The sequence below is a fragment of the Mangrovicella endophytica genome (assembly GCF_002893625.1).
Classification (GTDB): domain Bacteria; phylum Pseudomonadota; class Alphaproteobacteria; order Rhizobiales; family Rhizobiaceae; genus Mangrovicella; species Mangrovicella endophytica.
Map to the genome: position 1 here is coordinate 1,141,370 of NZ_PKMZ01000001.1, position 24,921 is coordinate 1,166,290.

The 24,921-nt window shown below is 65.8% G+C and carries 26 protein-coding genes; 9 read left to right on the forward strand and 17 right to left on the reverse strand.

All coding sequences use genetic code 11. From position 1 onward, the window contains the following. Positions 1 to 173: 173 nt before the first annotated feature. The 7 genes from rseP to rpsB all read right to left on the reverse strand — a co-directional run bounded on the left by rseP (position 174) and on the right by rpsB (position 6,569). Complete coding sequence (rseP, locus tag C0R46_RS05200) at positions 174 to 1,313, reverse strand: RIP metalloprotease RseP (RefSeq protein ID WP_102958463.1); 1,140 nt, start codon at positions 1,311 to 1,313, stop codon at positions 174 to 176. A gap of 140 nt (positions 1,314 to 1,453) precedes the next feature. Beyond that, a complete protein-coding gene (locus C0R46_RS05205; protein ID WP_245413407.1) occupies positions 1,454 to 2,305 on the reverse strand; it encodes a phosphatidate cytidylyltransferase in 852 nt (283 codons plus the stop codon). Positions 2,306 to 2,309: 4 nt separating this feature from the next. Beyond that, the gene (locus C0R46_RS05210) at positions 2,310 to 3,098 is read right to left on the reverse strand and encodes an isoprenyl transferase (RefSeq protein ID WP_102958465.1); all 789 of its coding nucleotides are present in this window, start codon (positions 3,096 to 3,098) and stop codon (positions 2,310 to 2,312) included. Positions 3,099 to 3,194: 96 nt separating this feature from the next. Continuing rightward, on the reverse strand, positions 3,195 to 3,752 hold the full coding sequence (frr, locus tag C0R46_RS05215; RefSeq protein WP_102958466.1) for a ribosome recycling factor: 558 nt from the start codon (positions 3,750 to 3,752) through the stop codon (positions 3,195 to 3,197). Positions 3,753 to 3,787: 35 nt separating this feature from the next. Continuing rightward, on the reverse strand, positions 3,788 to 4,507 hold the full coding sequence (pyrH, locus tag C0R46_RS05220; protein WP_102958625.1) for a UMP kinase: 720 nt from the start codon (positions 4,505 to 4,507) through the stop codon (positions 3,788 to 3,790). A 187-nt stretch (positions 4,508 to 4,694) separates the two neighbouring features. After that, complete coding sequence (gene tsf, locus C0R46_RS05225; RefSeq protein WP_102958467.1) at positions 4,695 to 5,621, reverse strand: translation elongation factor Ts; 927 nt, start codon at positions 5,619 to 5,621, stop codon at positions 4,695 to 4,697. Between the two features lie 126 nt (positions 5,622 to 5,747). Further along, positions 5,748 to 6,569, reverse strand: coding sequence for a 30S ribosomal protein S2 (gene rpsB / locus C0R46_RS05230; protein WP_102958468.1), 822 nt, complete (start codon positions 6,567 to 6,569; stop codon positions 5,748 to 5,750). A gap of 419 nt (positions 6,570 to 6,988) precedes the next feature. Between rpsB and C0R46_RS05235 the strand changes: the two genes are divergently transcribed. Beyond that, on the forward strand, positions 6,989 to 8,980 hold the full coding sequence (locus C0R46_RS05235; protein ID WP_102958626.1) for a BCCT family transporter: 1,992 nt from the start codon (positions 6,989 to 6,991) through the stop codon (positions 8,978 to 8,980). 85 nt (positions 8,981 to 9,065) lie between these two features. Here the strand turns inward: C0R46_RS05235 and C0R46_RS05240 are convergent, their stop codons facing one another. Continuing rightward, complete coding sequence (locus tag C0R46_RS05240) at positions 9,066 to 10,058, reverse strand: EipB family protein (RefSeq protein WP_198598232.1); 993 nt, start codon at positions 10,056 to 10,058, stop codon at positions 9,066 to 9,068. Positions 10,059 to 10,172: 114 nt separating this feature from the next. On the opposite strand from C0R46_RS05240, the gene C0R46_RS05245 reads away from it, so the two are divergent. The 4 genes from C0R46_RS05245 (at position 10,173) to C0R46_RS05260 (ending at position 13,183) form a co-directional block, all read left to right on the forward strand. Next, positions 10,173 to 10,640 carry a RidA family protein gene (locus tag C0R46_RS05245; protein WP_102958470.1) on the forward strand — a complete coding sequence of 156 codons (468 nt, stop codon included), beginning with the start codon at positions 10,173 to 10,175 and terminating at the stop codon, positions 10,638 to 10,640. A 12-nt stretch (positions 10,641 to 10,652) separates the two neighbouring features. Beyond that, complete coding sequence (locus C0R46_RS05250) at positions 10,653 to 11,381, forward strand: glycerophosphodiester phosphodiesterase family protein (RefSeq protein ID WP_102958471.1); 729 nt, start codon at positions 10,653 to 10,655, stop codon at positions 11,379 to 11,381. Between the two features lie 41 nt (positions 11,382 to 11,422). Then, positions 11,423 to 12,676, forward strand: coding sequence for a GNAT family N-acetyltransferase (locus tag C0R46_RS05255; protein WP_102958627.1), 1,254 nt, complete (start codon positions 11,423 to 11,425; stop codon positions 12,674 to 12,676). Between the two features lie 78 nt (positions 12,677 to 12,754). After that, complete coding sequence (locus C0R46_RS05260) at positions 12,755 to 13,183, forward strand: HIT family protein (protein WP_102958472.1); 429 nt, start codon at positions 12,755 to 12,757, stop codon at positions 13,181 to 13,183. A 4-nt stretch (positions 13,184 to 13,187) separates the two neighbouring features. Here C0R46_RS05260 and C0R46_RS05265 read toward each other — a convergent pair whose 3' ends face one another. The 5 genes from C0R46_RS05265 to C0R46_RS05285 form a co-directional block, all read right to left on the reverse strand. Continuing rightward, positions 13,188 to 13,547 carry an AzlD domain-containing protein gene (locus tag C0R46_RS05265; protein ID WP_102958473.1) on the reverse strand — a complete coding sequence of 120 codons (360 nt, stop codon included), beginning with the start codon at positions 13,545 to 13,547 and terminating at the stop codon, positions 13,188 to 13,190. Next, positions 13,547 to 14,287 (reverse strand): AzlC family ABC transporter permease, encoded by a 741-nt coding sequence (locus C0R46_RS05270; RefSeq protein WP_102958474.1) that lies wholly within the window; start codon positions 14,285 to 14,287, stop codon positions 13,547 to 13,549. Before C0R46_RS05270 ends, C0R46_RS05265 begins: the two co-directional genes overlap by 1 nt. 175 nt (positions 14,288 to 14,462) lie before the next feature. Beyond that, the gene (gene clpA / locus C0R46_RS05275; protein WP_102958475.1) at positions 14,463 to 16,955 is read right to left on the reverse strand and encodes an ATP-dependent Clp protease ATP-binding subunit ClpA; all 2,493 of its coding nucleotides are present in this window, start codon (positions 16,953 to 16,955) and stop codon (positions 14,463 to 14,465) included. 8 nt (positions 16,956 to 16,963) lie between these two features. Beyond that, entirely contained in the window at positions 16,964 to 17,263 is a 300-nt protein-coding gene (gene clpS / locus C0R46_RS05280) for an ATP-dependent Clp protease adapter ClpS (protein WP_114348371.1), read from the reverse strand. 340 nt (positions 17,264 to 17,603) lie between these two features. After that, the gene (locus C0R46_RS05285; protein ID WP_102958477.1) at positions 17,604 to 17,987 is read right to left on the reverse strand and encodes a phasin family protein; all 384 of its coding nucleotides are present in this window, start codon (positions 17,985 to 17,987) and stop codon (positions 17,604 to 17,606) included. 300 nt (positions 17,988 to 18,287) lie between these two features. On the opposite strand from C0R46_RS05285, the gene C0R46_RS05290 reads away from it, so the two are divergent. Together C0R46_RS05290 and C0R46_RS05295 are read left to right on the forward strand one after the other, a co-directional pair. Then, positions 18,288 to 19,790: a D-alanyl-D-alanine carboxypeptidase gene (locus C0R46_RS05290; RefSeq protein ID WP_245413409.1), complete on the forward strand. Its 1,503-nt coding sequence runs from the start codon at positions 18,288 to 18,290 to the stop codon at positions 19,788 to 19,790. Between the two features lie 70 nt (positions 19,791 to 19,860). After that, positions 19,861 to 20,121 carry a hypothetical protein gene (locus tag C0R46_RS05295; RefSeq protein WP_102958478.1) on the forward strand — a complete coding sequence of 87 codons (261 nt, stop codon included), beginning with the start codon at positions 19,861 to 19,863 and terminating at the stop codon, positions 20,119 to 20,121. A gap of 38 nt (positions 20,122 to 20,159) precedes the next feature. Here C0R46_RS05295 and C0R46_RS05300 read toward each other — a convergent pair whose 3' ends face one another. Further along, entirely contained in the window at positions 20,160 to 20,594 is a 435-nt protein-coding gene (locus C0R46_RS05300; protein WP_102958629.1) for a DUF1489 family protein, read from the reverse strand. A gap of 101 nt (positions 20,595 to 20,695) precedes the next feature. On the opposite strand from C0R46_RS05300, the gene C0R46_RS05305 reads away from it, so the two are divergent. Both C0R46_RS05305 and C0R46_RS05310 read left to right on the forward strand, forming a co-directional pair. Next, the gene (locus C0R46_RS05305) at positions 20,696 to 21,400 is read left to right on the forward strand and encodes a DUF599 domain-containing protein (protein ID WP_102958479.1); all 705 of its coding nucleotides are present in this window, start codon (positions 20,696 to 20,698) and stop codon (positions 21,398 to 21,400) included. Continuing rightward, positions 21,397 to 21,768: a DUF3253 domain-containing protein gene (locus C0R46_RS05310; protein WP_102958480.1), complete on the forward strand. Its 372-nt coding sequence runs from the start codon at positions 21,397 to 21,399 to the stop codon at positions 21,766 to 21,768. Before C0R46_RS05305 ends, C0R46_RS05310 begins: the two co-directional genes overlap by 4 nt. On the opposite strand, the gene C0R46_RS05315 is transcribed toward C0R46_RS05310, so the two are convergent. The 3 genes from C0R46_RS05315 to C0R46_RS05325 are packed head-to-tail and all read right to left on the reverse strand — an operon-like array spanning position 21,684 to position 24,826. Beyond that, complete coding sequence (locus C0R46_RS05315; RefSeq protein ID WP_102958481.1) at positions 21,684 to 22,514, reverse strand: YdcF family protein; 831 nt, start codon at positions 22,512 to 22,514, stop codon at positions 21,684 to 21,686. The two genes, C0R46_RS05310 and C0R46_RS05315, sit on opposite strands and share 85 nt — an antisense overlap. 42 nt (positions 22,515 to 22,556) lie before the next feature. Beyond that, positions 22,557 to 23,996: a mechanosensitive ion channel family protein gene (locus C0R46_RS05320; RefSeq protein WP_102958482.1), complete on the reverse strand. Its 1,440-nt coding sequence runs from the start codon at positions 23,994 to 23,996 to the stop codon at positions 22,557 to 22,559. Beyond that, the gene (locus C0R46_RS05325) at positions 23,996 to 24,826 is read right to left on the reverse strand and encodes an aldo/keto reductase (protein ID WP_102958483.1); all 831 of its coding nucleotides are present in this window, start codon (positions 24,824 to 24,826) and stop codon (positions 23,996 to 23,998) included. Before C0R46_RS05325 ends, C0R46_RS05320 begins: the two co-directional genes overlap by 1 nt. Between the last annotated feature and the right edge of the window lie 95 nt (positions 24,827 to 24,921).

The following is a 24,921-nucleotide window of genomic DNA, read 5'->3' on the forward strand; positions in this document are numbered from 1 at the left end:
CATCGATCGCCTTTTACCGGCTTTGCTAACGCGTTCAAGCAAACTGGACCGATTCAGTTGAGGAATCGGAAAACCGTTGCAGGCCGGCCACGACGGGCCTCGGCATGGTAAACGCTTAGCAAATCCCCCTGATGATCCGCCCCAGGACCATTTTGATCCGCCCTTCGGTCGACTCAGACTAGTCCAGAAAGGTCGTTCCAAAACGCAAATACCATGAGCAGCATCACCAAGGCGAGGCCTATCCTGAAGCCGATCTCCTGAACCCGCTCGCTCAGCGGCCGACCGCGGACCGCCTCCAACGCGTAGAACAGGAGATGGCCGCCATCGAGCATCGGAACCGGCAGCAGGTTCAGCATGCCGATGGAGATCGACAGAAGCGCCGCCAGATTGAGGAGCGCTGCGAAGCCGATGGTGGCGACCTGGCTGGAGACCTGCGCGATCTTGATCGGTCCGCCGATCTGCTCGGTGCCCTGCCGTCCCGCGAAGAGGTCGCCGATGAAGGCGACGGTCCGGCCCATGATGAAGAGCGTCTGCGAGACGCCGTAGTCCAGTGACTGCAGCGCCGACATCTCTTCGACGCGGAAGGACGAGCCGTCATTGTTGGCGACGAGGCCGATGACGGCGACGCTGTAGCTGTTGCCAAAGCCGTCGGTCTGCGTTTCCTGGCGCGGCGTCACGGTAAGGTCCACGGGCCGGCCAGCGCGTTCCACGGTCACGCGGATCGGCGTGCCGGGACGGGTGGAGACATAGCGCTGCAGATCGCTGAAATAGGCAATCGTCTCTCCGTCGGCTGCGACCACACGGTCGCCCGGGGCGAAGCCCGCTGCAGCCGCAGGCGACCCCGTGCGAACCTCCGCGACGACGGGATCGCCGACGACACGGCCGTTGAAATACGCGACGCCGGCAAAGATCACGATGGCGAGGATGAAGTTGGCGATCGGCCCGGCCGCGACGGTGGCCGCGCGCCGTCCGACGCTCTTGGCGGGAAAGGCGTGCCGGCGGTCGTCCTCGCTCATGCCTTCCAGAGCGCCGCGGTCGGGAACGCTCGCGGCGTTCTCGTCGCCCAGGAATTTCACATAGCCGCCGAGCGGGACGGCGGAGAGCTTCCATCGGGTACCGCGGCGATCGGTGAAGCCAACGAGTTCCGGCCCGAAGCCGATCGAAAAGGCCAGCACCTTGATGCCGCACAGGCGCCCGATGAGGAAATGGCCGAGTTCGTGGAAGAAGACGATTACCGTCAGCACGAAGAGGAACGGGATCACCTTGATCAGCGCGCTCGCCCAGAGCGTCTCCATCCACAAACCAAGGTCCATCGTCTTCGTCTTTCCAGGTCAGCAGCACGGACGATCGTCATGGCCGGTCGCCCAAAAGCATTGTGAATCAAGTAGGACTGGCGAGCAATGCGCAGCGCCCCCGCGGCCGCTGCAGCCAGAGCGGCCCCGCCTCGGCGGGGTTACAGATTGAATATGGCGCGCGCCGGATGGGCGAACCCGGCCGTCGTCACGCCGACGAGCCAGGCCGCCGCAAGCGCGATGATCAAGGCGTCGATTCTGTCCATCAGGCCGCCATGCCCCGGGATGATGCGGCCGGAGTCCTTGACCCCGAAGCGGCGCTTCACCCAGGATTCGAAGAGGTCGCCGGCCTGGCCGAGCACCGACAGGGCCGCCGTCAGAAGAATGATGAAGAGGTCCACCCTGCCCGTCACGGCGCAATAGGCGGCAGAGCCCGCCGCAACGCCGGCGACCAGCCCGCCGACCGCGCCGGAGATCGTCTTCTTCGGCGATACGGCAGGCATGAGCTTCGGCCCGCCGAATGTGCGACCGCTGAAATAGGCCGCGATGTCGGTGGCCCAGACCACGGCGATGACGAGGCCGAGCGCCAGCAGACCGGCATCGTCATCGCCCCGCAGCATGCCCGGCGCCAGCGCAGCTGTCGCGGCATAGGCAAGGCCGCCGACGACCCAATCGGCCTTGTGCTCGCGGCGATCGACAAGGGCGATGAAGAGGCAACCTCCCGCCGCAACCACGATCGACAGGATCCTGAAGTCGAGGAGGAAGAGCGCCAGCGCAACGAACAGGCAGCGCCTTGCGAAGACGAAGATCGGTCCAGCGCGCTTGGCGCGCGTCATCCTGGCCCACTCGTCGAGCACGATGACACCGGTAGCGCAGCACAGGATGCGGAACGGCCAGCCACCGGCAAAAGTCAGGGCGAGAACGAGGAGGCCAAGGACGACAGCTGAGATCGCGCGCGAGCGCAGATCACCCCAGGCAGCGCTCTTCTGCGGCTTGTCGCCGGCAGCACTCACTGCGTCAGCCTGTCGAAGCGATGTCGTGGGAAACGCCGCCATAACGCCGCTCGCGCGCGGCATACTCAGCCAGTGCCTCGCCGAAGATCTTGCGGTCGAAATCCGGCCACAGGGCGGGGATGAAGACGAATTCCGAGTAGGCCGCCTGCCACAAGAGGAAGTTCGACAGCCGCAACTCGCCGCTGGTGCGGATGATGAGATCGGGGTCGGGAATGCCGGCCGTGTCGAGATGCTCGTCGAGAACCTCCGCCGTCACGGCGTCAGCCGTGAGCTCGCCGGCCGCGAGCTTGACGGCGATGCGCTTCACAGCCCGCGCGACTTCATCGCGTGCGCCATAGTTGAAGGCGATGACCAGCGTCGTGCCGTCATTGCGCCTGGTTAGGTTCTCCGCCTCTTCCAAGAGCGAGCGGATATCGGAGGCGAGATTGTCCCTCGCGCCGATGACGCGGACCCGCACGTTCTCCTTGTGCAGATCGGCAAGATCGCGCCGGATGAAGATCTTCAGGAGGCCGAGCAGTTCCGCCACCTCGTCCTGCGGGCGCTTCCAGTTCTCGGAGGAGAAGGCAAAGAGCGTGAGATAGCGGATCTTGAACTCACCGGCGGCACGCACCGCGTCGCGGACAGCCTCGACACCGCGCCTGTGGCCCATGCTGCGCGGCAGGCCGCGCTGCTTCGCCCAGCGGCCGTTGCCGTCCATGATGATGGCCACATGTTCAGGATGCCGCACCGTGATCCGCCCCTCTCCCGCGTCGCGCCGCCACCAACATGGCACGGCACGCTTGCGCGACCCCATCGAATTCGCGGAGCACCTCCAGCGGGGCCCACGACATCATGCACATCAACACCGCAGACGGTTCTCCAGAACCATCGGGTGCCGCAGGTCTCGTGCCTAGACCTGCATGATCTCGCCTTCCTTGGCGGACAGAAGCCTGTCGATCTCGGCAATCGTCTCGTCCGTCAGCTTCTGGACGCGTTCCGACATCTGGCGGCTGTCGTCCTGCGCGAGATCGCCATCCTTCTCCAGCTTCTTCAGCGTGTCCATGCCGTCACGTCGCACATGGCGTGCAGCCACGCGGGCGCTTTCGCCATACTGATGAGCGACCTTGACCAGCTCTTTACGCCGCTGCTCGTTCAGCTCCGGCAGCGGGATGCGCAGCGTGGTGCCGTCCGTGATCGGGTTGAGGCCGAGATTGCTCTCGCGGATGGCGCGCTCGACGGCACCCACCATCTGCTTGTCCCAGACCGACACGGCGACCATCCGGGGCTCCGGCACGGTGACGTTGGCAACCTGGTTGATGGGCATGCTCGCCCCATAGGCCGAGACCACGATGGGATCGAGCAGGTTGGCCGAGGCGCGTCCGGTGCGCAGGCCCGCGAGGTCGCTCTTGAAGCTCGAGATCGCGCCTTCCATGCGGCGCTTCAGCCCGTTGAAGTCAAAGTCGGCCATCTCGGCTCCTTCCTGTCGTCGTTCGTTCGGGCGTCTCAGTCGGACACGAAGGTCGACCGGCCACCGCCCGCAAGGATCTTGGCAAAGCCGCCGCCTTCGTGGATCGAGAAGACGACGATCGGGATATGGTTTTCGCGCGCCAGCGCGACGGCTGCAACGTCCATGACGGCAAGCCCCCTCTGCAGCACCTCGTCATGCGTCAGCTGCTCAAAGCGCTCCGCATGCGGGTTCAGCTTGGGATCTTCGCTGTAGATGCCGTCGACCTGCGTGCCCTTGAACAGGGCCGAGGCGCCCATCTCCGCCGCGCGCAACGCCGCCGCGGTGTCGGTCGTGAAAAAGGGATTGCCGGTGCCGCCGGCAAAGATCACGACGCGCCCCGCTTCGGCATGGGCAAGGGCCACGCGCTGGGAAAAGCTCTCGCAGATCTGCGGCATGGCGATGGCCGAAAGGACGATGGCCTCGATGCCGAGCTTGGTCAGGGAGGTGCGCAGTGCCAGCGCATTGATGACCGTGGCGAGCATGCCCATGTGGTCGCCGGTCACGCGGTCGCCGCCCTTGGAGGCCACGCCGACGCCGCGGAAGATGTTGCCGCCGCCGATGACCACGGAAACCTCGGTGCCCAGGGCGCGCGCCTCGGCGATGTCTGCAGCGATTCGATCGGCGACGGCGACGTCGATACCGAAACCCTGACGGCCCATCAGCGCCTCGCCCGAGACCTTGAGGAGAACGCGCTTGAACCGGGTTGCTGCCGTCATTCCACCACCTGTCGACGCAGCTGCGGCCGGAAGCGGCGCGGATGCTGCGGAGCGCAGCCACATCGCCTCGATGCGGCGCGGCGCGAGAGAAAGCGCCTGAATGACGCCGTATTGAGCGGGCTTGCGATACAGGAAGGGCGCCCGCTTGTCACGGGCGCCCTCGCCTGCACAGTCCTGATGGACCGGCTTACTTCTTGCCGGCCGCCGCAGCGACCTCGGCCGCGAAGTCGCTGGTTTCGCGCTCGATGCCCTCGCCGAGAGCGAAGCGCACGAAGGCGACGATCTTCGCTGGGGCGCCGAAGTCCTTCTCGGCCGCCTGCAGCGCCTTCTCGACCGTCAGGTCCGGGTTGATCACGAAAGCCTGGCTGAGGAGGACGACCTCCTCGTAGAACTTGCGCATCCGACCTTCGACCATCTTCTCGACGATGTTGTCGGGCTTGCCCGACTGACGTGCCTGGTCCGCGAAGATCGCCTTCTCGCGCTCGGCGACGACCGGATCGATCTCAGCTGACGTCAGCGCCAGCGGGTTTGTCGCAGCGACATGCATGGCGACCTGGCGGCCGAACTGCGTCAGCGCGGCCTTGTCGCCTGCCGATTCGATGGCGACGAGCACGCCCATCTTCCCGAGGCCCTCGGCAACCTGGTTGTGGATGTAGGTGGCCACGACGCCCTGGCCGACCTCAAGCTTCGTCGAACGGCGCAGGCTCATATTCTCGCCGATCGTGGCGACGGCGTCCTTGATGGTGTCGACCACGGACTTCGAACCGTTCGGATAGGTCGCGGCGCCGACCGCCTCGACCGAGCCGTCCGTCGTCAGGCCGACAGCCGCGACGTCGCGCACCAGCGCTTGGAAGGCGTCGTTACGGGCGACAAAGTCGGTCTCGGAGTTCACCTCGACCACAATCGCCGACGTGTCGTTCGAGGCGACGGCGACAAGACCCTCGGCCGCCGTGCGGCCGGACTTCTTGTCAGCCTTGGCGATGCCCTTCTTGCGCAGCCAGTCCACCGCCTCTTCCATGTTGCCGTTCGTCTCGGCGAGAGCGGTCTTGCAGTCCATCATGCCTGCGCCGGTCTTCTCGCGCAGGTCCTTCACCATGGCGGCGGTAATCGTCATCTTGGCCTCTCCAGAAATGATTGGGCGCACCGGCTTCAGGAACGAAGGGTGCGCCGGAACTGTGACGCCCGTGCTTCAGCCGGGCGGAATGGCCGGAGCGTCGCTGAGAGACGCTCCGGCCCGATATCAGGCTGCGGCGTTCGCACCTTCGGCCAGCTCGGCGTCGCCGGCGGCCTCGGTCGTCTCGGACGGAGTCTCGTCGAGAGCCGGCTCGATCGGAGCCTCCTCCATCGCGCCGATATCGACGCCCATCGAGCCCTGCTGACGGGCAATGCCGTCGACCGCGGCGCGGGCGATCAGATCGCAGTAGAGCGTGATGGCGCGCGCCGCGTCGTCATTGCCCGGGATCGCGTAATCGATCGGCGAGGGATCGCAGTTCGAATCGACCACCGCGACGACCGGGATGTGGAGGCGCTTGGCTTCCTCGATCGCGATCGCTTCCTTGTTGGTGTCGATGATGAAGATCATGTCCGGCACGCCGCCCATGTCGCGGATGCCGCCGAGCGCGCGGTTCAGCTTGTCGCGCTCACGCTGCAGCGTCAGGCGCTCCTTCTTGGTGAAGCCCTGGGCTTCGCCGGAGAGCAGCTCGTCGAGCTTGCGCAGGCGCTGGATCGAATGCGAGATCGTCTTCCAGTTGGTCAGCATGCCGCCGAGCCAGCGGGCGTTGACGTAGTACTGGGCCGAACGCTGTGCCGCATCGGCGACGATCTCGGACGCCTGGCGCTTGGTGCCGACGAAGAGAACGCGGCCGCCACGGGCGACGCAATCGCTGACGGCCTGCAGCGCGCGGTGCAGCATCGGCACCGTCTGGGCGAGATCGAGGATGTGGATGTTGTTGCGCGCGCCGAAGATGAAGGGCGCCATCTTCGGGTTCCAGCGGTGGGTCTGGTGGCCGAAGTGGACGCCGGCTTCGAGAAGCTGGCGCATGGAGTAGTCTGGCAGAGCCATCGTGATGTCCTTTACCGGTTGAACCTCCACGGAACGAAGCGGCCGGATGGCCGCCACCGGAGGGACCGTCCGTTCAGACTTGCGCCGAACGCCGGATCCCGACTTCCGTGTGTGGAATGGAGGCGCGCTTACACCATCGAGCCGGTCGCGGCAAGCTCCCTCGCCAGCTAGACGTGTCACCGCACGGATCGCGAGATGACAGGGATCGTCTTAGCTGACCCCGGCCGGACGCCACAAATCGCCTTCCGCTGAGGCTTTCGGGGAGACAAGGCCGAACGATGCGGCACCATTCCTGCAAATGGCGGGCCGGCGCTTTCGCTCTTGTCAGATGAAGTTCTGCACTAGTTGCGATCAGGAGCCGGCTGTCGGTGAGTATCGCTGCCGGGCATCGCCAGAACAATGCGGGATATCTCCGATCGATGACGCAGACGATCAACAAGCCGGTCTTCTTTTTCTCGAGCGCCATCATCATAGCTTTGGTTATGATCGGCGTGCTGTTTCCGGCCGATGCCGAGCGGATCTTCGCCACGGCACAAGGGTTCGTCCTCGACACGTTCGGTTGGTTCTATCTGCTTTCCGTCGGCATCTTCGTCTTCGTAGTCCTGTTTCTAGCGGTCAGCCGGTACGGGCGGCTGAAGCTCGGGCCGGATGATTCCGAGCCCGACTACTCCTATCTCTCCTGGCTCGCGATGCTGTTTGCCGCCGGCATGGGCATTGGCCTGATGTTCTACGCCGTCGCCGAGCCCATCCTGCACTACTCCGTTCCACCCGAAGCCGAGCCCGGGAGCTTCGACGCCGCCCGTCAGGCAATGTCGATCGTCTTCTTCCACTGGGGCATCCATGCCTGGGCGATCTATGCCGTCGTCGGTCTGTCGCTCGCCTACTTCTCCTTCCGCTACAACCTGCCGCTGACGATCCGCTCGGGCTTCTATCCGCTGATCCGCGAGCGCATCCGCGGTCCGATCGGCGATGCCGTCGATATCTTCGCCATCTGCGGCACGCTTTTCGGCATCGCCACGTCGCTTGGCCTCGGCGTTCTCCAGATCAACGCGGGCCTGAACTACCTGCTCGACATACCGCAGACCGCAGCCGTGCAGGTCGGCCTCATCCTGGTGGTGACCTGCCTTGCGACACTCTCCGTCGTGTCGGGGCTCGACGTCGGCATTCGGCGGCTGTCGGAAGGCAATCTCATCCTCGCCGTGCTCCTGATGCTGTTCGTGCTGATCGTCGGCCCGACGGAGTTCATCTTCCGCGCCTTCGTTCAGAACGTCGGCACCTATCTCGATCAGTTCATCGAGCGCACTTTCCGCCTGTATGCCTATGAGCCGCGCGACTGGATCAGCAACTGGACCCTGTTCTACTGGGCCTGGTGGATCTCCTGGTCGCCCTTCGTCGGCATGTTCATCGCCCGCATCTCGCGCGGGCGCACCGTTCGGGAGTTCGTGGTCGGCGTTCTCTTTGTGCCCTCTGCCTTCACCTTCTTCTGGATGACGGTCTTCGGCAATACGGCCATCTCGCTCGACATGGGCTCGTCGGCCGGCGCGATCTCGCGGGCCGTCAGCGCCGACATCTCGGTCGCGCTCTTCCAATTCTTCGAGTACCTGCCCTGGTCGGCTGTCACCTCGGCGCTTGGCGTGCTCCTCGTCGCGGTGTTCTTCGTTACGTCGTCCGACTCCGGGTCCATGGTCGTCGACACCATCGCCTCGGGTGGCACGGCGGAGACGCCGCTATGGCAGCGCATCTACTGGTGTTCGCTGGAGGGGATCGTCGCGGCCCTGCTGCTGCTGGCGGGTGGACTGACGGCCCTGCAGACGATGACGCTGATCAGCGCCCTGCCCTTCACCATCATCCTCCTGCTTCTCGCCTTCGGTCTCGTGCGCGGCATGCGTGCTGACGTCGCGCGCTCGATCGAGCACCGCCAGGCCCAGCCGGCCATTCCACGCCGCGAGATGACGTGGCAGGCGCGGCTGAACGCCATCCTGCACGAACCGACGCGGGCTGAGGTCGGAAGGTTCATCGATACCGTCGTGCACCCGGCGCTGCTCGCCGTCGCGGCCGAGCTGAAGAAGCGGGATGTCGCGGCAGAGGTCGAAAGAGACGAAGCGGGTAGCGCCACGCTGACGATTGCATCGGCGACGACGCGCAACTTCGTCTATGGCGTCGTTCCGGCACCGCAGCTCGCAATGGCCTTCTCCGCCGCAGACGTAACGCGCCCCGATCAGCGGCGTGCGCAGATCTGGTCGGCGCGCACGGTCTTCTCGGACGGCAGCCGCGGCTACGAGGTCACGGGCTTTTCCAAGGAGGACATCCTGGCCGACGTACTAGCCCAGTTCGAGCGCTACCAGCTCCTGACCAGCGCACAGAGCACGGCGCTCTATGTCGCCGCGCCGGACCCGACTCCGGCAAGCTGACGAAAGCGCCCGTTCGGAAAGCGCAAAGCGGCTGAGCGCCGGCCATGTCTATGGCTGGCACTCAGTGCGTGCGGCCGCATGGGACCTAGCGGCAGCTCGGCGCGTCCAGAAGATCGAGGCTCGTCAGGCTGCCCTTGAAGGCGTAGGTGCCGAAGTCGAGCGTCAGGTTGTCGGATACGCCATTGGCATAGAGCGTGTAGCTGGTCTGGAAGATCGGCAGACCGTCCGGATCGCTGTCGCTGTTGTAGTAGGCCTCGCTGACGGACCATGCCTTCATGCCGGCCAGCTTGGTGAGCGCCGGCGAGGCGGCGCTCTTCTTGTCCACCTTCTCGTCTGCCGTGTCGGGCGCTTTTGATGGCGCGTCCTGCGACCCCGTCTCCTTTGAAGCGCTCGCCTGCGGACCGGCCGGCGGACCGGCCGGCGGCTGAGGCTTCGTCTCACTCTTCTCCGTGGACGCTTCATTCGCCGCGGCCGCAGGATCGATCGGCAGGATGATCGCGGTCGTCGTCAGCAGCTTCTGCGCGTCGTCGTCACCGTCAAAGAGTTTGGCTTGGACGATCCGCTCGCCGGCTTCGGCGCGATCGACGAGATCGGCCGTGTGCCGCATGGGAAAGACCGAGAGCGGCAGATCCAGCTGCTTCGCGGCGGGCTGCTTCAGGATCACCTGCGTGCTCGCGCCGGCGTTCACCGCCTTGCCTGCGACCTCCTTGTCCGGCGAACCGTCGATGAAGGTCTTGGTCGAGAAGTCGTAGCTTTCGCCGGACCGGCTTTCGCTGGCGATTGTCTGCTGGTCGGTGACGATGACCTCCGATTCCTGCTGGAACTGCGCGACGAAGCGGTAGTCAAGGTCATAGGAGCGGCAGCCCTCCGCCTTCAGCTCCATGGCGATGCGGCCGCGGGCGTTGACGAGCTCGCTGGACGAGGTCGCAAGCGACAGCTCGTAGACGGCGCGATGCGGCGCAAGCTCGGCCGCGCCGGCAGGCGTCGCGGCCATAGAAGCTCCGGCAACGGCCATGAGCGCCATGGCATGCGGCAGGTAGCGGCGTGCCTCATCCAGCCGGCGGTCGTTCTGATCCATCTTTATCGACATCCGCTCCGCTGATCCCGCGTTCCATGACACGACACGATGCTCTACAGCATCGGCACTGCATCTTACAGGCTGCCCAGCAAACCCGTCGTTTGAGGACATTCCATGACCCAGTCTATCGCCGCCCGTCTTGAAGCTGCCGGCATCGTCCTTCCGGATGCAGCCGCTCCGGCCGCCAACTACGTGCCCTACTCCCTGCAGGGCAACTTCATGCTGACCTCGGGCCAGCTGCCGCTCGAGAACGGCGCCCTGGCTGTCAGCGGCAAACTTGGTGCCGGCGTTTCGCTTGAGGACGGCCAGCGTGCGGCACGCCTCTGCGCGGTCAACATCCTGGCGCAGGCGAAGGCGGCACTGGGCGGCGATCTCAGCCGCATCCGGCAAATCCTCAAGCTCACCGTCTTCGTCGCCAGCGACGCGTCCTTTACCGGGCAGCACAAGGTCGCCAACGGCGCGTCCGACCTCCTCGTCGAGATCCTCGGCGACGCCGGCCGGCATGCCCGCTCGGCTGTTGGTGTTCCTGCCCTGCCGCTCGACGCCGCGGTCGAAGTCGAAGCGATCATCCTGGTCGACTGAAGAGGAATTCCAATGCCTTACGGCAATGATCTCGCCTGGCTGACGAGGCGGCCCATCGCGCATCGCGGGCTGCATGACGGCAACGTCTCCGTCCCTGAGAACTCGCTTGCCGCAGCCAGGGCGGCGATCGAGGCGGGGTATCCGATCGAATGCGACGTCCAGCTCTCGTCCGGCGGGACGCCATACATCTTCCATGACGACACGCTCGACCGTCTGGCCCGGACCGATGGCGCGTTCCGCGACGCGGACGATCGACGACTTGGCGCCCTACGCCTCGTCGGCACCGACCAGGCAATGCCGACCGTTGCCGAGTTCCTGCGACTGATCGACGGTCGCGTTCCCGTGGTGATGGAGCTGAAGGGCGTGGGTGCAGACAAGGACGGCGACTACCTCGCCCGCCTCCTGCCGATGATCGAACCGTACCGCGGTCGGCTCGCGCTCATGTCCTTTGATGAATGGCTGATCGACCAGGCGCTGCAGGCCGACGGTCCCTGGCCGGTCGGGCTGACCGCCGAAGGCACCGAGCCGGCGGTGCTCGATCGCCACCGCGCGATCTATGATCGGGGCTGCGCCTTCACCTCCTACAATGTCGACCACCTCGACAACGACTTCGTGCGCTATGTGAGGAATGAGAGGCGGGACCCGGTGATCAGCTGGACGGTACGCTCGCCGGCCGATCAACGTCGGAGCGCCGCTTTAGCCGACCAGATCACCTTCGAGGGCTTTCTGCCGCAGAGCTGAGCGCTTGCAACAATCGCCGCGCGGGAACACTTGTGTCGATGATGGATCAGCGTTCCGACACGACATCGCAGCCGCCCCTGGACGGCGATACCGCGGTTTCGATCCGCGTCTATGCCGGCATCGGCACGATCGAGCCGGCGACTTGGGACCGGCTCGCCGACTGCGGAACATCTGCCGCGTCCGCAGGAGGAACTTCAGGACGCACGGCTAACCCCTTCGTCTCGCATGCCTTTCTCGGCGCGCTTGAAGACAGCGGCTGTGTCGGGCGGAAATCCGGATGGCTGCCGCAGCACCTTGCCGTCGAGGATGATCACGGTCAGGTCCTGGCGGTGGCACCCGCCTATCTGAAGGGCAACAGCCAGGGCGAATACGTCTTCGATCATGGCTGGGCGGACGCCTTCGAGCGGGCCGGCGGGCGCTATTATCCCAAGCTGCAGCTGTCGGTGCCCTTTACGCCGGCGACAGGGCCGCGCCTCCTCGTGGGAAGCAGTCCCTATGCCGAGACGCTGCGGGCGGCGCTCGCCGATGGCGTTAAAGCATATGTGCGGCAGACCGGCATCTCATCGGCGCATGCGACCTTCCTCGATGAGGAAGACCGCATGATCCTCGAGGAGAGCGGCTATCTCCATCGGACCGATCAGCAGTTCCATTTCCGCAACCGGGGCTATGGCAGCTACGACGACTTTCTGGGGACGCTCGCCTCCCGCAAGCGCAAGGCGCTGAAGAAGGAGCGCCGCGAGGCCTTAGCGAACGGCATCACGATCGAGCGGCTGACCGGGCGCGACATCACCGAAGCCGCCTGGGACGCCTTCTTCGCCTTCTACATGGATACGGGCGGGCGGAAATGGGGCCGTCCCTACCTCAACCGCACCTTCTTCAGCCTCATCGGTGAGCGGATGGCCGACCGCATCCTGCTCGTCATGGCGAGGCGCGAGGGCCGCTACATCGCCGGCGCGTTGAACTTCATCGGTGCCGACCGGCTCTACGGCCGCAACTGGGGCTGCATCGAGGACCATCCCTACCTTCACTTCGAGGTCTGTTATCACCAGGCGATCGACTTCGCGATCGAGCGGGGGCTGACCGTGGTGGAGGCCGGAGCGCAGGGCGAGCACAAGCTGGCACGCGGCTACGAGCCGGTGACGACCCACTCGGCACATTTCATCGCCCATCAGGGCCTGCGCGAGGCGATCGCCGACTACCTCGAACGGGAGCGTGAGAGCGTCGAGGCGATGCAGGAGGAGCTGTCCGAGCACACGCCCTTCCGCAAGAGCGAGCCGCCCGCCGAGGCGGACTGAACCGCGGCGACGCTGCTGCGCCCGCCAGCACGATCGGCTACGGTCGCGCCGTCAAAAAGATTCGCGAAGGAGACGGCGATGACGAGCTACGACGACGGCAACATCTTCGCCAGAATCCTGCGCGGCGAGATCCCGAGCGAAAAGCTCTTCGAGGACGACGTCGCCATCGCGATCATGGATGTCATGCCGCAGTCGCGCGGCCACTGCCTCGTCATCCCGAAGGCGCCGTCGCGCAACCTCCTCGACGCGTCGGACGAGACGCTCATTGCCCTGGCGCCGCGCGTTGCCCGGATGGCGCGAGCTGTGAAGAGCGCCTTCGAGGCGGACGGCGTGGTGATCATGCAGTTCAACGAGGCGCCGGCCGGACAGACCGTGTTTCACCTCCATGTCCACGTCATCCCGCGCTATGACGGCGTGCCGCTGCGCCCGCATGAGGGCGGCATGGCCGACCCGGCTGTCTTGAAGGAGCAGGCGGACCTCATCCGCGCGGCATTGCGGGTTTCCTGATCCTTCAGGTGAACGCGAAGGCAGCACCGACGAGGATCGCCTCGGCAACGAGGATGCCGGCGATGATCCGTTTGCCCGCGAGCAGATAGACGGCGAACCCGATGGCCAGAGCTGCGATCCGGGCGATCGTCGGGACCGCCGCGAGCGGCCCGTCCGGTACCAGCACGAGGCGCGCGATGACCGCGGCTACCAGCGACGTCGCGATGGCCCGGGCGAAGGCGATCGCCTGCGACGTCTCGGAGACGCGCCCGGCAAAGAGAACGCCCAGCCAGCGCCAGACATCGGTCGGCAGAAATCCGGCCAGCAGGATGAAGGCGTAAGGCCACCAGGCGGCCGCGATATCGTGATAGCCAAGCGGCGACATCAGGCGCCGACTCGCGTTTCGACGATCCGTCCGGCCACATAGGCGATGATCCCGCCGGCCAGCCCGGCCACGAGGATGTCGCTGGAAGGATCAAGCCAGTTGGCGACTGGAAGTGCCGCCATCCCGGTGAAGAGGCCGATCCGTCCGGACGGCTCGCGCGCCGAGCCGTAGAGCGAGCAGAGGAAATAGACCGGCGTCAGGAAGGCCAGTGCTCCGGTCGCCAGTGCGGGCAGCTGACTCAGCAGATTGAAGGCGATCGCGACGATCACCGCATTGATGAGGCAAAGCGAGCCACCGAAGGCGCCGAAATAGACGGTTCGATGGCGCCGCGGCACCTCATGCAATGTCCGCATCGCGAACACCCACCCCGTCACCGCGACGAAATGGGACAGGAACAGCAGCGTGCGGGTACGTGCGCCGCGCAGTTCCGGCATCAGCGCCACCACCATCGGCATCAGGCGCAGCGATGAGAGCGCCACCGCCAGCGCCGTGCCGGCCAGCGACGTGCCGGCGGTGACCGCGCCGATCAGCACGATGTTTGCCGGCAGGGCCCAGATGGTCGCCACCATGAAGGTCGCTTCCATCCAGTCGATTCCGGCGCCCCGCGCCAGACCCGCAAAGCCGACATGGGCGGTCATCAGGATCAGCGCCGGTACACTGAAGAGCCCCTTCAGTCCCTGCAGCGCCCAGTAGCGAGCATCACCCGACGCATCGGCATCGGCCGCGTGGTTCGGACTCATTCGGCTTGGCTTGGATCACGAGAGCGCATGCGTCTCGGTATCGCGTGCGGCGGCGGAATGCGAGTGCCGAAAGCCGGCTGCCTGCGCAGCGCCGGTGAAGCAAGCACCGGGGGCTGCAGGCGTCAAAGAAAAGGCCGCCCCGAGGGACGGCCTTCTCGATCGCCTGGCGTGATGATCAGGACGGTTTGCGCGGTACCTTCGGGACCGTACCGGAGCGCTTGGAGGCGGCCGGCGCGGCAGGAGCGGCTGCGACCGTCTCCTCGTCGTCCTCGATCTCCTCGGGCTCCTCGTCCTCGATCTCCTCGCCGTCCGGCGTCACCTTGGCGCGGCGCTTGGCTTTCGCCTCGACGTCCCGGCCCGCCTTGGCTGGCACTTCGTCGGCGATCGCTTCGAGCACCAGCTTCTTGGCGCCGGTCTCGTCCTCGCCCACGGTGACCTTCACCGTGCCGCCCTTCTTCAGCTTGCCGAACAGAACCTCGTCGGCGAGCGGCTTCTTGATGTATTCCTGAATAACCCGGCCGAGCGGACGCGCACCCATGTGCTCGTCATAGCCCTTGTCCGCGAGCCAGGCGACCGCCTCCGGCGCAAGATCGAAGGTGACGCCGCGCTCTGAGAGCTGAGCCTCGAGCTGCATCACGAACTTCTCCACCACCTGGTGGATCACCGGGGTCGGCAGGCCGCCGAACGGAATGATCGCATCCAGGCGGTTGCGGAACTCCGGCGTGAACAGGCGGTTGATCGCCTCCTCATCGGCACCGGTCCGCTTGGACGAGCCGAAGCCGATCGCGGCCCTGGCCATCTCGGACGCACCCGCATTCGTCGTCATGATCAGGATGACGTTGCGGAAGTCGATGCGCTTGCCGTTGTGATCCGTCAGCTTCCCGTGGTCCATGACCTGCAGGAGGATGTTGAACAGGTCCGGATGCGCCTTCTCGATCTCGTCGAGCAGCAGCACGCAATGCGGATGCTGGTCGACGCCATCGGTCAGGAGGCCGCCCTGGTCGAAACCGACATAGCCCGGAGGCGCGCCGATCAGCCGCGAGACGGTATGCCGCTCCATGTATTCCGACATGTCGAAGCGCAGGAGCTCGACGCCGAGCGTTGAAGCAAGCTGCTTGGCGACCTCGGTCTTGCCGACGCCGGTCGGACCGGAGAACAGGTAGGAGCCGATCGGCTTCTCCGGCTCGCGAAGGCCTGCCCGCGACAGCTTGATCGCCGAGGCCAGCGCCTCGATCGCCGCATCCTGTCCGTAGACGACGCGCTTCAGCTGCTGGTCGAGATTGGCGAGCACCGCCTCGTCGTCCTTAGAGACCGACTTCGGCGGAATCCGCGCCATGGTTGCGACGGTCGCCTCGATCTCACGGATGCCGATCTGCTTCTTGCGGCGCCCTTCCGGTAGCAGCATCTGCGACGCACCGGTCTCGTCGATCACGTCGATCGCCTTGTCCGGCAGCTTGCGGTCGTTGATGTAGCGCGCCGACAGCTCGACCGCCGAGCGGATCGCCTCATTGGTGAACTTCACGTGGTGGAAGTCCTCGAAATAAGGCTTCAGCCCCTTCAGGATCGAGACGGCATCCTCGATGCTCGGCTCCTTGACGTCGATCTTCTGGAAGCGGCGGACGAGCGCCCGGTCCTTCTCAAAGAACTGGCGGTATTCCTTGTAGGTGGTCGAGCCGATGCAGCGGATCGCCCCGGATGACAGCGCCGGCTTCAGGAGGTTGGAAGCATCCATCGCCCCGCCCGAAGTGGCGCCGGCACCGATCACCGTGTGGATCTCGTCGATGAAGAGGACGGCGCCGGGGAACTCCTCGAGCTCCTTGACCACCTGCTTCAGCCGCTCCTCGAAGTCGCCGCGATAGCGCGTGCCGGCCAGCAGCGTGCCCATGTCGAGGGAGAAGATGGTGGCGTCCGCCAGCACTTCCGGAACGTCGCCCTCGACGATGCGCTTGGCCAGGCCCTCGGCGATCGCCGTCTTGCCCACGCCGGGATCACCGACATAGAGCGGATTGTTCTTCGACCGCCGGCAGAGCACCTGGATGGTGCGGTTGATCTCCTCGGCCCGCCCGATCAGGGGGTCGATCCGGCCGTTGCGCGCCTTCTCGTTGAGATCGACGCAGTAAGCGGTCAGCGCATCCTGGGCGTTCTTACGCCGCCCCTCCTCGTCGGTACCCAGCGTCGATTGCTCCTCTTCGGCAGCGCCGCGGACGGGACGGCTCTCCGAGCCGCCGGGACGCTTTGAGATACCATGAGCGATGAAATTGACGGCGTCATAGCGCGTCATCTCCTGCTCCTGCAGGAAGAAGGCGGCATGACTTTCGCGTTCGGCGAAGATGGCGACGAGAACGTTGGCGCCCGTCACCTCTTCGCGGCCGGACGACTGGACGTGGATGACGGCGCGCTGGATGACGCGGTGGAAGCCGGCCGTCGGCTTGGAGTCGTCGTCATGCCCCGTCACGAGGTTGGCGAGCTCGCTGTCGATATACTCGGTCAGGCTGCCGCGCAGCGCATCGAGATCCACGCTGCAGCCCTTCATCACGGCTGCTGCGTCCTTGTCTTCCAGGAGCGCCAGCAGCAGGTGCTCTAGCGTCGCGAATTCCTGATGCCGCTCATTGGCGAAGGTCAGGGCCTGATGCAGCGACTTTTCCAGGCTTTGCGAAAATGTCGGCAAGCTTCACCTCAATTCTTTTCCATCACGCATTGCAGCGGATGCTGGTGCTGACGGGCGAAATCCATGACCTGCGTCACCTTGGTCTCGGCGACCTCGTAGGTGTAGACCCCGCACTCCCCCACACCGTGGTTGTGCACATGCAGCATGATCCTGGTGGCCGCTTCGCGATCCTTCTGGAAGAACCGCTCGAGCACGTGGATGACGAACTCCATCGGAGTGTAATCGTCGTTCAGAAGCAGGACCCTGTAAAGGTTCGGCTTCTTTGTCTTCGGCTTGGTCCGGGTGATGACCGACGTACCGCGGTCCACCCCATTCCCCGGACCCTTCCCCGCCTGCCCGCGCGCCGGAGCGCCCGCAGATGGCGTCGAGGGTCTTCTGTCAGTCAATGCCGCCACCTCGTCATTGCTCGATATGTAGGATCGCAGCCGCCCAATTTAAGGCGCCGAAGCGGATCGGCAAAGCGGATTGCCGGTCTTCGGCATCGTAAACGGCAGGGACTCGGCGGTTGCGTCGCGGCATCCTGACGCATCAGAGTCACCGCCGTCCAGCTATTGTCTCGGAGCCGTGCTGCGGAAACGAAAAAGGCCCGGCATCAACCGGGCCTTCGTCGCATCATGTGGGTCGCGCTGGCTCAGGCTGCAAGCCGTGTCAGGCAGCGGCCTGCTGCGCCTCGTCGGCGGTCTTCGCGGCGGCCGTCTTGCCGAAGCTTGCGGCGCGTTCGAGCGCCGTCTCGAAAGGCTTGTAGCTCTCGCGCGCCATGTCGGAGCAGATCTCGCCGACCTTCGTGGCCTGCGACACCCAGGCCTGATAGGCGGACTTGGCGAATTCGTTCTGCAGCTCGACGGCCTTTTCGAGGCTGCGCACCTGCGCGAGCTGACCGAAAGCCTGCGAGGACTGCTCGTAGGAGCGCTTGGTGAAGTCGCTGGTCTCGGCCGCGAGCTGCTGGAAGCCGAGGCTCATCGCGGACAGCGAACGAAGCGCGTTGTCCATGGCATCCTTGCCGGCCTTTCCGGCCTCTTCGTAGATGTTCATCGCGTATCTCCCATCGAGCTTTGTTTGTGGCAGCTGCCGATCTCGTCGCAGCGCACAGCAAATATATTGCACTGCACAAAAGTTTACAAGCGCACGGCGTGACCCAGCGTCAAGACCATTGGGATTGCAGCGTTTTTGTCACGAAGGCGGAAGAGTTCGGCAACCATAAACGGATTGGTAAGCGCCCCGGCCTAGTCTCGCATCAACCGCCGGGATCATGGCGGCTCCGGGATCGCAGTTCGTGATGGGCTCTCTCGGCAGGCGCTGATCCCCGTCCCGATCTTGAGCGAGAGAGTTGCCGTGCGTCAGTCATTCGAAGGCTTCAAGAGCATTGCCGTCAGCGTCACCCGCACCGCCGGTGCCGCCGCACTCGGCGCGACGATCCTGATGCAGGCCCCGGCGGCGCAGGCAGCGCCCGAGCGCTACGCCGCCTTCGTCATCGACGCCAATAACGGCAATGTTCTCTACGCCCGCAACGCCGACGACTACCGCTATCCGGCGTCGCTCACGAAGATGATGACGCTCTACATGCTGTTCGAGCAGATCCAGAACGGCCGCATGAGCCTGTCGACGCCGATGAAGGTCTCCTCCTACGCCTCGACCCGCGCGCCTTCGAAGCTCGGGCTGCGGCCGGGCAGCTCGCTCACCGCGGAGGAAGCGATCCTCGGCCTCGTCACCAAGTCCGCCAACGACGCTGCGGCGGTGATCGCCGAGCATATCGGCGGCTCGGAGGAGCGTTTCGCCGAGATGATGACAGCTAAGGCACGCCGCCTCGGCATGTCCAAGACGACCTTCCGCAACGCCAACGGTCTGCCCAACCCGGCGCAGAAGACGACCGCTCGCGACATGGCCACGCTCGGCATTGCGCTGCGCGAACATTTCCCGAGCCAGTACAAGTACTTCAGCACGCGGTCCTTCAACTTCCGTGGGCAGGTGATCGGCAACCACAATCGCGTGCTGCGCCGCGTCGAAGGCGCCGACGGCATCAAGACCGGCTACATCAACGCCTCCGGCTTCAACCTCGTGACGTCCGTCGCGACCGGCAACAAGAAGCTGGTCGGCGTCGTGATGGGCGGCGCGACTGCCAAGTCGCGCGATGACGAGATGGTCAAGCTGGTCACCAAGTACCTGCCGCAGGCCAGCGGCCGCGCGGCCGGCGAGCCGCTCATCGCCAGCCGCCCGGAAGCCACGACACCACGCGTGACCATGGCATCCGTCGATCTGCCGAAGCGCGGCCCGGTGCCGGACTTCCGGGCCGCCTCCGAAGAGGACATCGATCAGCGCGTCGCCCTCGCCTATGGCTCGGGTGCCGCCGGTGCCGTCGCCGCCATGCCGGTTCCAGCCCGCAAGCCGCTCGTCGGTCGCCAGGCGCTGCGTGCGGCGCTGGTCTCGGAGGAGCCGGTGGCGATGCCGAGCCTGCGTCAGCAGTTCCAGCGTCCGGTGTCCAACCGCTCGCTCGGCGCGCCGATGCCGCCAGCCTCGATCCCGGGCGGCGTCGATCTCGATCCGGGCACCACGGGTTCGGTGGCGCGTGCGGCGCCGGCCTCGGCCTACAGCGCCGCTCCGAGCTCTGCTTATGTCGTCCAGATCGCGGCCGTGCCGACGAAGGACGGCGCCATGGCGATGCTCGCGGAAGCGCAGCGCAAGTCCGGCTCCGCGCTCGCCAGTGCCCAGCCTTTCACCGAGACGGTGGGCAACCTTTACCGCGCCCGCTTCGCCGGCTTCGACAGCAAGGAGCAGGCAAACCGCGCCTGCGTCGCGCTGAAGAAGAGCTCCTATTCCTGCTACGCGGTCGCCAACTAGGCACCGCCGGCCGGCAGCCGGTCAGGCTGCCACACCAATCAAACTTGCACCCGCGTCCGGAGACTTCCTGATGACCGTCGAAACGCGCCTTGGCCTCGTCGATGCCACCGCCGCACCAGCCCATGCCGGGGGCGTCCATGTCCTGTCGCAGGCTGCGGCACGGATCGCCGACTACCGCGAGGGACGCTCGCGGCTGAAGGCGAAGGACCTCGTCGGCCTCCTCCTCTCCCACGGCGCCCGCGCCTGGCGCTCCTCGCAGCCGACGGCCCACACCCGCCTGCGCGTGACCTCGCCGTCTGGCACGATCGCGGTCCGCATCCGCTTCCGCTGATACGGTTACGGCGTCCGGCCTCCTGAGCGCCGGCGGCCCTACAACAGGCCAAGCTCGGCGAGTTCGCGCTTCAGTGCCGCCGGCAGGCCTGCGTCACCACCTCCATCGTCACTGTCGGCCGGTGCTTCCTCGGCCTTCAGATAGCGCCAGCCCTGGAAGGCCCGCCGCGGCTGCCACTCGGTCAAGGCGAAACGCGGCTCGAGGACGATACGGCATCGCCTGATGCCCTCGCCATCCGTGAACGGCCTGAGGTCGAGGATCGGCTGGCGCACCTGCACCTGACCCTTGATCACCCAGTAGAGCGAGCCGCCGTTAAGGATCTCCTCGACGCGCTTCGGGATCATCCGGGTCGTGTGGATCTGCTCGGCGACGAGGCCCTGCGCCTGTTGCGACGCCAGTCGTTCTTCGACATAGGACTTCAACTCGTCGACCGTGTCGACGCCGACGCAGAGCTTGACGATGTGGAGAGGCATGACGTCTCCATGCGGCCAGCGGCCGGAGTCGTCAAGCGGCTGCGGCGTTGCGGTGGGGCCTTCCGTCTGCGACAAGATCGCGTGGATCACGGCAGGGCGGCATGAGCATCTTCGGCCTTACGGACGCAGCGGCGCTCGGCTTCTTCCTGGCTGCCTGGATCAGCTACAGCTGGGTCACCGATCACAGCAGTCTCGCCCGGCATGGCCTCAGCCGCGCCATGAACGAGCAGCGCCGCCGCTGGCTGAATGTCATGCAGGCGCGCGATCTCAGGATGATCGACACGGCGATCTTGACCGGGCTGCAGCAGGGCACCGCCTTCTTCGCCTCGGCTTGCATCTTCGCCATCGGCGGCTGCTTCGCCCTGCTCGGCTCTGCCGATCGCATCGCCGCGATCGCCTCGGACCTGCCGATCACCGGCGGCTTCAACCGCATGCTGGTGGAGACCAAGCTCCTCGGCCTCGTCGTGATCTTCGCCTTCTCCTTCTTCAAGTTCGGCTGGAGCTATCGCCTGTTCAACTACTGCTCCATCCTGCTCGGCGCGGTGCCGATGCGTGGCGACCCCGCCTACACGCCGAAGGAAAGCGCTGCGGCTCTGGAGCGGACCGTGCGGATGAACCAGCTGGCGGCGGCGCACTTCAACGCGGGCCTGCGCGCGATCTTCTTCGGCCTGGCCTATCTCGGCTGGTTCCTCGGACCGGCGATCCTTGGCGTGACCACTGTGCTCGTCGTCGCGATCCTGTCACACCGCCAGTTCTTCTCGGCGGCGCAGCGCGCGGTATCGGGCAGCGGAGGCAGACCCTCATGAGCGACGACATCGCCTCGCCGGCCGTTCTGCGCGCCACGATCGAAGCCATGGTCGCCGAGCGCGGCCCAGGCAAGACCGTGTGCCCGTCCGAGGTCGCGCGGCACCTTGCCGGAGCGGACGAGAAGCGCTGGCGCCTCCTGATGAAGCCGATCCGCCGCGAGGCCGAGGCGCTCGTCGCCAGCGGCAGCGTCGTGCTGCGGCGCAAGGGCCGCATCGTCGATCCCGCGACGCTGAAGGGCATCTATCGGATCGGCCCGGTCGGAGAGGACGACAGCGCAATCGTTCAGGAGGATGGTGCAGATGGCGGAGACGGCGCCTCGGCTGACGGTGCCGGGAACAGCGCGTCGGTGCGCCCCGTCAGCCGGTAGGCCATAAGGCCGATATACTCGCGGATGGCAAAATGCACCTTCTCGAGGTTGCGGGTCGTGTCGGTGGATGGCCGCCAGACGGCCGCGCCGGCTGGGGTCCGATAATCGACGGGATACGGCACGACGTCGAAGCCGGCCGTACGGAAGCAGCCGACGGCACGCGGCATGTGGTAGGCGGAGGTGACCAGCAGCCAGGTCTCGCCGGGCTTCGCTGCGCCAAGCTCCTTGCTGAAGAGCGCGTTCTCCACCGTATTGCGGGCTCGCGACTCCAGGATCAGCCGGCCCTTCGGCAGGCCGAGCGAGCTGAACAGCTGCTCGGCCGAGTCAGCCTCGGACACGTCGTCGTCGAAGACGGCCGCAACGCCTCCTGAAAAGATCACCTTAGCTTCCGGGTAGCGCAGCGCCAGCGCCACGGCCGACGTGACCCGGTCGCCGGCTTCGTTCAGCTCCGGCTCGAAGCGTGTGGTCGCCACGCGCGTGTCGAAGGAGCCGCCGAGCACGACGATGCCGTCCACATGCTCGGGCAGCGACGGCCGCGGAAAGCGGTTCTCCAGCGCCGCGATCATCAGGAGGCCGAGAGGACTGAACACGGCAACGGCAAAGAAGACGGCGGCGACGACGCCGAGTCCGGTGCTCGTTCGCGGAAAGCCGAGGAGGCGCAGCAGCAGCGCGGCAAGCACCAGCAGCGCGATGGCGACCAGCGGCTGCAGCAGCATCCAGGCGATCTTGGACAGAATGAAGAACACGAGCGATATCCGTGACTTGCATGGGCTATTAGATCAGGGACGTCAGCGGCGATCCGGCGCCGGCGCGGTGCCGCGCTGCAAGGACGGATCGCCTTGCGCACGCGTCGCGGAGCCTCCATCATCGCGCTCCGCCGCCGCGTCGTCCGGCGCCTCCGGCCCGACGTCCGAAATCCCGGCGCCGCTCGACACTGTGGTCGACGGTGCGGAACGGATCGTAATCTCCCGGCGCGGATAGGGAACGGTGATCCCGTTGGCCTTGAAGGCATCCCAGATCGCCAGCAGCACCTGTCCCTTGACGTTGGCGAGGCCGGCCGGCGGATCGCTGATCCAGAAGCGTACGACATATTCCAGCGCATAGTCGCCGAAGCCGGTCAGCCAGCAGACCGCCCCCTTGTTCGTCACCACGCGGTTGACGCCGATCGTCGCTTCCTTGGCGATGCGGATCACCTCGTGCGGATCGCAATCGTAGGAGGCGTGAAAGCGCACGTCGATGCGCACCAGCTCGTTGGTGAAGGACCAGTTGATCACCCGCCCGGTGATGAAATCCTCGTTCGGGATCAGGTACTCTTTGCCGTCGCGAGTGCCGACGGAGACATACCGGGCATGCAGCTCGCGGATCCAGCCGAAGGTGTCATCGAGCGAGATCGTGTCGCCCGGCTTGATCGACCGGTCGAGCAGGATGATGATCCCGGAGATGAAGTTCGAGACCACCTTCTGAAGGCCGAAGCCGAGCCCGACGCCGAGCGCGCCGGACAGCACGGTGAAGGCCGTCAGGTCGACACCAATCGAGGCGAGTGCCACGGCGAGTCCGACCACGATCAGCGTGAACTTCAGCACCTTGCCGATGAGCACGCGCAGCGTCGGCGTCAGCTCCTCGCTGCGCTGGACGCGGCGGTCGAGGAAGCGGCCGACCGTCATCGCGATCCACAGCGTCACGACGATCACAGCGATCGCCTTCAGCACGAGAAGCGCGGAAATGCGTGACGAACCGATGGTGATGGCAGCCGCATCCAGCGCGGTCGCGACGGGCATGGTGAGGTCGAGGATCGACAGGGCCGCCATGACCGAGGCGACGATCGTGATGATCCGTGCCAGCAGGCGGTTGCGCACGATCCGCGAGATGACGGCGATCGCGAAATAGGCCGCCGCGAGCGCCAGAACGATCCAGACGAGGCGCGACGGGCGCACCGCGACGACACGATCGACGACCGTTACCATCCAGAGCAGGAGCACGAAGTAGAAGAGCTGCAGCCGCCGGCGGAACGCGACGATGATGCGCAGGATGCCAGGTGCGCCTTTTATCCGCCGCGCCTGCTCCTCGATCGGCTGGTGCGTCAGGCGGTAGAGCAGCCAGGCCAGCAGGTAGCAGGCGGCGATGACCAGCAGCTGGATGATCGCCGACGGCTGGTGGAAGTAGGTGAAGGCTGAACGCGCGCCGGCGAGCGCCGTATCGGCGAGATCGCCGATGTCGGCATTGTCCATCAGGCGCGATCCCAATGCGGCGCGAAGTCGGGATTGACCAGCCGCTCGCGGCGTTGAGTGAGGGCCGTGATCGCCTGCCGCTCCTCATCATCGAGCTGGAAGTCGAAGACGCCGAGATTTTCCGCCAGCCGCTCCGGCTTCGATGTTCGCGGGATGGCGACGACGCCGTCCTGCTCGATCTCCCAGCGCAGCACGATCTGCGCCGGACTGCGGCCGTGATGCTCCGCTGCCGCACGGACGGCCGGATGACTGAGAATCTCGCCGCCACGACCGAGCGGCGAATAGGCAACCAGCCCCGCCGCATGGCGACGGCAGGCATCGAGCACCGTCTCCTGCGACAGGAACGGGTGATACTCGACCTGATTGCAGACGATCGGCGCGGCCGAGATGGCGACCGCCTCGTCCAGCATCGCGCCCGTGAAGTTGGCCACGCCGATATGGCGCGTCAGCCCGCGAGCCTTCGCCTCGTTCAGGGCTTCGACCGACTCTTCCAGCGGCACCCTTTGGTTGGGCCAGTGGATCAGGAGGAGGTCGACTGTGCCGATCCCGATCGCGTCGATGGCCGCCTGCGCCGAGTTGAGGAGATTGCGCGCCGCAATGTCCGTCCACCAGATCTTGGTCGTTACGAACAGCGCGTCGCGATCGATGCCGCTCCGGCGGATTCCCTCACCCACCTCGCGCTCGTTGCCGTACATCCGCGCGGTGTCGATGTGGCGGTAGCCGGCGCCGATCGCGGCAGCCACCATATCGGTGCAATCGGAGCCCTTCAGGGTCCAGGTGCCGAGGCCGATGGAGGGAATTGCTGCGCCGCCGGCCTCTACGATCTTCATGCCGAGCCTTTCTTGTGCGATGGATGCGGCCCGCAACGATCCGGGACAGCTCCCCTAGACATAGGCGGGCGCCACCGCTTTCCAGTTCGAGGCTC

Excerpts from the sequence above, each read along its gene's own strand:
- rseP (WP_102958463.1), bottom strand. The coding sequence starts at position 1,313 with ATGGACCTTGGTTTGTGGATGGAGACGCTCTGGGCGAGCGCGCTGATC.
- C0R46_RS05210 (WP_102958465.1), bottom strand. The coding sequence starts at position 3,098 with ATGGGGTCGCGCAAGCGTGCCGTGCCATGTTGGTGGCGGCGCGACGCG.
- frr (WP_102958466.1), bottom strand. The coding sequence starts at position 3,752 with ATGGCCGACTTTGACTTCAACGGGCTGAAGCGCCGCATGGAAGGCGCG.
- pyrH (WP_102958625.1), bottom strand. The coding sequence starts at position 4,507 with ATGACGGCAGCAACCCGGTTCAAGCGCGTTCTCCTCAAGGTCTCGGGC.
- tsf (WP_102958467.1), bottom strand. The coding sequence starts at position 5,621 with ATGACGATTACCGCCGCCATGGTGAAGGACCTGCGCGAGAAGACCGGC.
- rpsB (WP_102958468.1), bottom strand. The coding sequence starts at position 6,569 with ATGGCTCTGCCAGACTACTCCATGCGCCAGCTTCTCGAAGCCGGCGTC.
- C0R46_RS05235 (WP_102958626.1), top strand. The coding sequence starts at position 6,989 with ATGACGCAGACGATCAACAAGCCGGTCTTCTTTTTCTCGAGCGCCATC.
- C0R46_RS05240 (WP_198598232.1), bottom strand. The coding sequence starts at position 10,058 with ATGGATCAGAACGACCGCCGGCTGGATGAGGCACGCCGCTACCTGCCG.
- C0R46_RS05245 (WP_102958470.1), top strand. The coding sequence starts at position 10,173 with ATGACCCAGTCTATCGCCGCCCGTCTTGAAGCTGCCGGCATCGTCCTT.
- C0R46_RS05250 (WP_102958471.1), top strand. The coding sequence starts at position 10,653 with ATGCCTTACGGCAATGATCTCGCCTGGCTGACGAGGCGGCCCATCGCG.
- C0R46_RS05255 (WP_102958627.1), top strand. The coding sequence starts at position 11,423 with ATGGATCAGCGTTCCGACACGACATCGCAGCCGCCCCTGGACGGCGAT.
- C0R46_RS05260 (WP_102958472.1), top strand. The coding sequence starts at position 12,755 with ATGACGAGCTACGACGACGGCAACATCTTCGCCAGAATCCTGCGCGGC.
- C0R46_RS05265 (WP_102958473.1), bottom strand. The coding sequence starts at position 13,547 with ATGTCGCCGCTTGGCTATCACGATATCGCGGCCGCCTGGTGGCCTTAC.
- C0R46_RS05270 (WP_102958474.1), bottom strand. The coding sequence starts at position 14,287 with ATGAGTCCGAACCACGCGGCCGATGCCGATGCGTCGGGTGATGCTCGC.
- C0R46_RS05285 (WP_102958477.1), bottom strand. The coding sequence starts at position 17,987 with ATGAACATCTACGAAGAGGCCGGAAAGGCCGGCAAGGATGCCATGGAC.
- C0R46_RS05295 (WP_102958478.1), top strand. The coding sequence starts at position 19,861 with ATGACCGTCGAAACGCGCCTTGGCCTCGTCGATGCCACCGCCGCACCA.
- C0R46_RS05300 (WP_102958629.1), bottom strand. The coding sequence starts at position 20,594 with ATGCCTCTCCACATCGTCAAGCTCTGCGTCGGCGTCGACACGGTCGAC.
- C0R46_RS05305 (WP_102958479.1), top strand. The coding sequence starts at position 20,696 with ATGAGCATCTTCGGCCTTACGGACGCAGCGGCGCTCGGCTTCTTCCTG.
- C0R46_RS05310 (WP_102958480.1), top strand. The coding sequence starts at position 21,397 with ATGAGCGACGACATCGCCTCGCCGGCCGTTCTGCGCGCCACGATCGAA.
- C0R46_RS05320 (WP_102958482.1), bottom strand. The coding sequence starts at position 23,996 with ATGGACAATGCCGACATCGGCGATCTCGCCGATACGGCGCTCGCCGGC.
- C0R46_RS05325 (WP_102958483.1), bottom strand. The coding sequence starts at position 24,826 with ATGAAGATCGTAGAGGCCGGCGGCGCAGCAATTCCCTCCATCGGCCTC.